Below are 7051 nucleotides of genomic sequence, written 5' to 3' on the forward strand. Positions count from 1 at the left end.
TAACCACTGCTGAGGATCCAGTGCCGTTACACTTTTTCTTACCTCAAACTTGAGCTCAGAAACACCGTCTTTATTGGTCAGGATCTCTCCAAGTTCCTGCCCTGTGGTTACTTTCTGTCCTGTTTTCACCAGTACGTCCTTTAGGCCTGCATATACGGTATAATAATCACCATGATTGATCACTACTGTATTGCCAACCAGCGGAATAAAGGCTACAGTTCTAACCTCTCCATTAAATATGGCTTTTACTTTTTCCTTCTCTTTGGTTTGAATATTTATGCCTGTGCTTTGTACTACTATACCTTTCAGCACCGGGTGGTTATGTCTTCCGAATTTTTGGGACACGAACCCTGAGACCGGCCAGGGAAGTTTTGATTTGTTATCGGCAAACTCGTTAGACAGCTTAACACTGGCATCCGTTACTGTTTTTTCAGCTTTCCGTGCTTTTTCCAGTTCTTCTTTGATCAGATCATTGATCAGTTTATCAAGCTTGGCCACTGCCTCTCTACGTTCTTCAAGGTCTTGCTTTAAACTCTTTTCCTGCTGTTGCAGGTTCTGCACAAGCTGGTTTTGATTCTGTTTTAAGCTAAACAGGCTTTTGTTTTCTTCGAGCTGTTCTGCTAAAAGAATGTTCTTCTCAGACATTTTACTTTCGATCAGCAGTATTTGCGAACTGAGCGTTTCCTGAACCTTACTGATCTGCTCAGCTTGTTTTTTACGAGCTTTGCCATACTGGTCCATGTATTGCAGTCGCATCAAAAACTGGTTGAATGATTTGGCTGAAAAAATAAAGGTAAGCTTGTTGAATCCACTGTTGGCTTTATGAGCTGCGTAAACCATGGATGCATATTCCTTTTTCAATTGCTTCACATCATCTTCCAGAGATGCAATAATTTGATTATTCTCCTCAATCTCTTCATTCAGCAGGTTGATCTCTTTGCGTATCGACCCTATAAGGTCTTCCTGGGTCTTGATCCTCTGGTTGAGGGCATTTAATTGTCCGAGGGTATTTTTCTTCTTTCCGGCAGTTTCAGCAAGGATCTTCTCCGCTTCCTGTATTTTTCTCAGGTTTTCCTGCTTCTCTTTTTGGAGCTGGGCTTTGGATTTTTGAGCAATGGAGGTGGAAGTGCTAAAAAGTAATAAGAGGAGAAGTATTCCAAAAATTCTTTTACTTGCGCTCATATTTTTTTGGAACGTTAAAAGGGAACTTCAGTTCCTTGTCTTCAATTTCGGCCTTGTTATACTCTAGCTCAATTACAGTATTGAGAGTGCCCGACTTACCCTTGTAAAATAATGAAATTATCTCTGAAAAAGGAAATGCATGAGAGCCAACCATTTGAAAATCATAGTAGCGGATGACAGCCGAATTTTTAGAAGGCTTTTCAAGCATTTCAACACGCTCTATCTTCATGGTTTTAGGGTTTACATAATTGTGGAGGCTAACCGAGCCTGATTGCTGCTTAAGGATATAAAAACTTTCATCTTTGACTACCTCGTCGGTGCGGGTCCTGTTTACCAACAAATTACCTAGTGCAGCCGCCTGAATAGCATCATAATTAACATCAAAATTAAATTGCTTGCTCAGTGAATCGTAATTGAAAACATAGTATTCTTTTTTTACCATGTTGATGATTGTAATGGAATCTTTACTGATCAGACAACGCGCCCCTTGAATACCTACTGATGAAAAGGCTATCCATATAACGCTGTCTTTCTTGATCCTTATATTAGCTTTGGCTTTTATATCAAGTTCGTCGTCTTTATAATTGATCTTGGCTTTGCCTGAAAAATATTCAAAGTCCACCTGCTGAACATCAAGCTTATTTTTATCCAGGAAATTCCAGTTAACGCCCGACAGGCGTTTGCTACATGAAGAGGATATTACCAACAGTATGCAGGTGATAAAGAGGGCTGTTTGTTTATTCATAAAGTTTACGGTCAGCTATCTTTTTGTCTATCAATTCGGATTTGGGATTAAGGCCTTTAGCAACTTGCCATTGCTTTACGGCTGCATCTATATTGCCTAATTTATACAGAATATCCCCGTAATGCTCATAATGTATCGCAGATGCGTCACCTGTTGAAATGGCATGTTCTATAACCTTTTTGGCCTCTTTATACTTTCCTCTCATATATAGCACCCATGCATAGGTATCTAAAAAAGTAGCATTATCAGGGTTGTCTTTTACAGTTTTGGCTGACATTTTCTCAGCTTTTTCAAGATCATCTTTTCGCAATGCCAGATAGTAGCTGTAGTTGTTCAATACAGCATAGTTATTGGGATCATAATCCAGGGCAGCGTCAAAGGCTTTGGCTGATTTTTCATAGTCCTTGCTGCCATTATAGGCATCGCCCAGCATACTGTTAAAAGCATTGACCAGGGCAAGGTTTGCTGATGATAATCTCTTTCCATGCTCCAAGGCTGCAACAGCCTCTTCATAATGTCGTTTCTGCAGGTGCGCTATACCATTAAAATAGTACAGAGATCCCTGATTAGGAAAAAGCTCAAGGGCTTTGTCAGAGATCAGTAGTACGCTATCCATTTGGTTTAATTCGGTAAGTATCTGGAGGGAGTTTTGCCAAACTGCAAAGTTTGATCCGTCTAGTTCCAGTGAACGCAGATACTGGTCCTTGGCCTGTCGGTTTTTCCCAACTGCCTGTAGTAAATCTGCATAAATCGTATAAGCGTCCGCCACATCAGGATGCGCTTCCACTAATACTTTGGCCAGCTTTAATCCAAACTTATTTAAATCTTCCGGCGTTAGTTCAACTCTGTACTCAGCCAGAAGCTGAATTTTGTTATCTATACTCAGATCAGGATTCTTAAACGCCAGCTCTATATTTTTAATAGCTTCTTCAACATTGCCCTTCTTCCGCTGTAGTTCAGATAGTACAAGTAGCGACTGTGTAGCTTCAGGGTGATCTTTGATAAAAATTTTCAGGTATACGATTGCCTCGTCATTCTGGTCATTCGATATCAATATTTCAGCCTGCTTTAAAATATAAGCTTCCTCTTCAGGGTATGCTTCTATCAATCGCCTGCCTTCTTCCAGAGCCTTTTGAAGATTGTTGTTTTGCAGGTAGATTTTTTGTTTCTGAGTTATGATCTCTTCCGAAATACCGTAAGCAGCCTCTATTTTATTATAGGTAGACAGGGCATCATCATACCTTTGCTGATAGATATATATGGCAGCCAACTCAAAGAGATACTGATCAGTATTATCAAGCCTGCCGATCATTTCTTCGTAGGTAACTGCAGCACGGCTGAAATCACCAAGCTGGGTATAGATGTCTGCGGCAAGCACATAAAAATACTTGTTATCCTGATCTAGCCTAAGCGCTTCCTTAATGTGGGCGAGGGCTTTTTCCATCTCATTGCCCTGTGCCAGTATTTGCGCTATCTTATAATGGATAGTGGCATTGTCAGGTGCTACCTCAAGGGATTTTTGAAAAAGAACGAGGGCTTTAGCATAATCTTCCAGAATGAAATACTTTTCACCTTCGGTAAAATAGAATTCAGCCTCCCTTAATTTGGAGTCGGAAATTTCACTTTTATTTTTTGTCTTTTGGCCAGATACATCATGTATAGATATTACTGAAATTAAAGAGCAAAAAATGATTGCGATATAATGTTTGCTAAAACCCATCAAAAAAATTAACAATGATTACTGTACGGAGTTATAATCCCCCAGGCTCAGATCATCAGATTTACCTTCAAAACTAACGAAATTTCCCAATATCGAGTTTTTGAAGTTAGCGTTGTTCACTTCGCTATTTGTCTGAATGATAGAGTTTTGGATGACAGAACTCTTGATTATAGTATTTTCACCTATCGAAACGTGAGGACCAATGACAGAGTTCTCTAAAATCACGTTTTCTCCTATAAATACAGGTGGGATAATTACGGAATTTTTCTTTTGAACGGTTTTGGCTACTAAATCGGAGTCTTTAATGAACTCAAGATATCTTTTGTTGGTGTAAACTGTAGCATCTTTATTTCCACAATCCAACCATTCAGATACCTGACCGGGGCTAAATTTGGCACCCTTCTTTTTCATGTTCTCCAGTGCATTCGTCAACTGGAATTCGCCTTTATCCTTAATATTATTATCGATCAGGTACTGCATTTCTTTTTTAAGGAATTCACCATCTTTAAAATAGTAAATACCAATGATGGCGAGGTCAGAAACAAAAGTCTCGGGTTTTTCAACAAAGTCAGTGATGATTTGATCTTCATCTACTTTGATCACGCCAAAAGCCGAAGGATCATCCACCTGCTGTACCCAAATAATACCATCTTTGGAGGCATCCATTTTAAAGTCGGCCCTGAAAAGAGTATCCGCAAAGGCCACAATTACATTGCCGGCCAAAAGCTCCTGAGCACATAAAATTGCATGCGCAGTGCCGAGTTTTTCATCCTGATAGTAGATATGGCCTTCACCACCTACAGAACTGGCTATTTTTTTTAGATCTTCCTCCACTTCGGAGCCAAAATCCCTGCCTATAATGAAACCAATTTTATCGATGGAAGTATTGCATACCTTTGCTATATCCTCTACCAGACGCTGAACGATGGGCTTGCCAGCGATAGGCATTAGTGGTTTGGGAACTGTTAATGTATGAGGGCGTAATCTTGTGCCCCGTCCGGCCATAGGTATTATTATATTCATTGTGAAATATCTCAGTTTAAGTATGTTCTAAAAAGTTTTACTAAGGAAGCAAAACTAATGAATTAACTTCTATTTTTTAATTAAACGCGGCTTTTCCAGAAGGTAGATGGCCGCAACAATGACGAGGGAAATTGCAATGCGGATAGTGCTATCTATCAAGAAATCACCATATTCGACTGACATTGACAGTGCTATTAGAATACAGGTGATCAGGAAATAAGGGAATAATATTTTAAAATTATAAGGGATAGGATAGTGTTTCTGCCCCCAAATATAGCAAATAAGGGTCATGCAGCCATAGCATAGTACTGAGGTAATGGCACAACCCAGGTAGCCAATATAAGGAATAAGCAGAAAGTTTCCGGCAATGGTCACAAGTGCACCGATTATGCTGAAATACATGCCATAAGCTGTTTTGTCTGTTAGCTTAAACCATATACTCAGATTCATGTAAATGCCATAGAAGAACTTTCCAAGGAGTAATATAGGTACAAGGTACAGGGCCATCCTGTATTCGGGATTGCGAAGGAATATAAAGCCGATAAGATCAACATTGATACTAACAAGTAGGAGTATCAACAGGCTCAATATCACAAAATAGTGCATGACACGGGCAAAGAGATCAGGGGCATCGGGATCCTTCGCATTGCTAAAAAAGAATGGTTCGCCTGCGTAGCGAAATGCCTGGATGGCCAGCATCATAAAAATACTTAACTTAAATGTTTGCCCATAGACTCCCACCGCGCCGGTACTTGAAAGATCTTCATAGAAATCGTCCGGAAGCAATTGTTCCAAAAGAATTTTATCCAACTGTTCATTAAACATACCCGCTACCCCGGTAACTAAAATTGGAAAGGCATAAATAAGAATTGGCTTGAGCTTATCCCAATCCAGTCTAATCCTGATTTTGGAGATTGACCTCCAAAGCATAGGAATCAGCAGGGCGTTGGCTATTAAATTGGCCAGAAATATATACCCAATGCCTAAGTCGTTGCTGTAAATAGAATCCAGGAATTGGTACCCGGGCCATTGGTTGGAAATCATAAATGGGATGGCCATGAGAAACAGCACCTGAAGGCCGACATTGATAATAATGTTCAGCATTTTTGCAGTGGCAAATAACCGGGCTTTATTTTCAAGTCTTAATCTGGCAAATGGGATGGACAATATACTGTCTATCCATAGAATTATTGCCAGCCATATTATTAACGTTGATGCATTGGGATATCCGGCTGCTACTGCCAGCTCGGAGGCAAACAGTATGATAAAGGCGGAAAGTAATGTGCTCACCACTGCAACCGCAGTGGAGGTAGCATTGAAGGTGTCTGATAGCTTATCTTTGGTGGCAAAGCGGAAAAAGGCTGTCTCCATGCCGAAGGTGTAAATTACCATCAGTATGGCTACATAGGCATATAGACCTGTAACAACACCAAGATCCTCGGAGTCTGGGAATACCTGGGTATGAAGAGGTACCAGAGCATAGTTGAGAAGCCTGCCTAGAATACTGCTAATGCCATAAACAGCGGTTTGACTCGCCAGACTTCTCAGCTTACCCATTGAGTACCGGATTACTCGCCTTTAAATTCAGGTTTCCTTTTTTCAATAAAGGCTTTGGTGCCTTCATGAAAATCTTCGGTTTTTGTGCAGTTAGAAAAGAAGTTAGCCTCGGTCTGGAAACCATTTTCTTCGGAAGAGTAATATGCGTTAACACAGTTGATCACCATGCCGACTGCCAGAGGAGCTTTTGAAATGATCTTGCTCATGATCTTATTGCTTAGCTCCATCAACTCCTCTTTGGTTTCCACAACATGGTTTACCAGTCCAATGTTTTTAGCGTCTTGGGCGGTGATCATGTCACCAGTAGTCATTAGTTCCAGAGCTTTACCCTTACCAACAAGCTGCGTGAGTCTTTGAGTACCGCCATAACCGGGAATGATACCCAGGTTTACCTCAGGCTGGCCGAATTTTGCGTTTTCTGAGGCTATGCGTATATGGCACGCCATGGCTAGCTCACATCCACCACCTAAGGCAAACCCATTGATAGCCGCAATTATGGGCTTTTCACATTGCTCGATCAGTGAAAATACTTCCTGGCCATTTTCAGCAAATTTTCTGGCGTTAAGCTCATTAAGCTCAGCGATTTCTTTGATATCAGCACCAGCTACAAAGGATTTGCTGCCTTCGCCGGTAATGATACACCCTTTAATCTCTTTATTATCATACACATCCTGAATAGCGGTTCTAAGCTCTTCAATAGTGGAAGCATTCAGTGCATTCAGATGCTCGGGTCTTGATATGGTAAGAGTGAGAATCCCGTTGCGAATTTCCTCAGTCAGATTTTGATATAAGCTCATAAAATTTCTTTCGACTAATGTGGCTTC

Annotated in this window: 6 protein-coding genes; all 6 read right to left on the minus strand. The window is 40.6% G+C overall.

Features of this window, described 5'->3' with window-relative positions:
- The coding region (locus tag E1163_RS03865) for a murein hydrolase activator EnvC family protein (RefSeq protein ID WP_155169640.1) at positions 1 to 1182 on the minus strand (1182 nt) is incomplete at its 3' end.
- Positions 1169 to 1927: a lipoprotein insertase outer membrane protein LolB1 gene (gene lolB1, locus E1163_RS03870; protein ID WP_155169642.1), complete on the minus strand. Its 759-nt coding sequence runs from the start codon at positions 1925 to 1927 to the stop codon at positions 1169 to 1171. The genes lolB1 and E1163_RS03865, both read right to left, overlap by 14 nt.
- On the minus strand, positions 1920 to 3647 hold the full coding sequence (locus E1163_RS03875) for a tetratricopeptide repeat protein (protein ID WP_155169645.1): 1728 nt from the start codon (positions 3645 to 3647) through the stop codon (positions 1920 to 1922). Before E1163_RS03875 ends, lolB1 begins: the two co-directional genes overlap by 8 nt.
- An 18-nt stretch (positions 3648 to 3665) precedes the next feature.
- Entirely contained in the window at positions 3666 to 4670 is a 1005-nt protein-coding gene (locus E1163_RS03880) for a sugar phosphate nucleotidyltransferase (protein WP_155169648.1), read from the minus strand.
- A 69-nt stretch (positions 4671 to 4739) separates the two neighbouring features.
- The gene (locus tag E1163_RS03885; RefSeq protein ID WP_155169650.1) at positions 4740 to 6227 is read right to left on the minus strand and encodes a lipopolysaccharide biosynthesis protein; all 1488 of its coding nucleotides are present in this window, start codon (positions 6225 to 6227) and stop codon (positions 4740 to 4742) included.
- 11 nt (positions 6228 to 6238) lie between these two features.
- On the minus strand, positions 6239 to 7024 hold the full coding sequence (locus tag E1163_RS03890) for an enoyl-CoA hydratase/isomerase family protein (RefSeq protein WP_155169652.1): 786 nt from the start codon (positions 7022 to 7024) through the stop codon (positions 6239 to 6241).
- Between the last annotated feature and the right edge of the window lie 27 nt (positions 7025 to 7051).

This window comes from Fulvivirga kasyanovii (genome assembly GCF_009711405.1).
Taxonomy (GTDB): domain Bacteria; phylum Bacteroidota; class Bacteroidia; order Cytophagales; family Cyclobacteriaceae; genus Fulvivirga; species Fulvivirga kasyanovii.

Coding starts and splice junctions, on each gene's coding strand:
- E1163_RS03880 (WP_155169648.1), bottom strand. CDS start 4,670: ATGAATATAATAATACCTATGGCCGGACGGGGCACAAGATTACGCCCT.
- lolB1 (WP_155169642.1), bottom strand. CDS start 1,927: ATGAATAAACAAACAGCCCTCTTTATCACCTGCATACTGTTGGTAATA.
- E1163_RS03890 (WP_155169652.1), bottom strand. CDS start 7,024: ATGAGCTTATATCAAAATCTGACTGAGGAAATTCGCAACGGGATTCTC.
- E1163_RS03885 (WP_155169650.1), bottom strand. CDS start 6,227: ATGGGTAAGCTGAGAAGTCTGGCGAGTCAAACCGCTGTTTATGGCATT.
- E1163_RS03875 (WP_155169645.1), bottom strand. CDS start 3,647: ATGGGTTTTAGCAAACATTATATCGCAATCATTTTTTGCTCTTTAATT.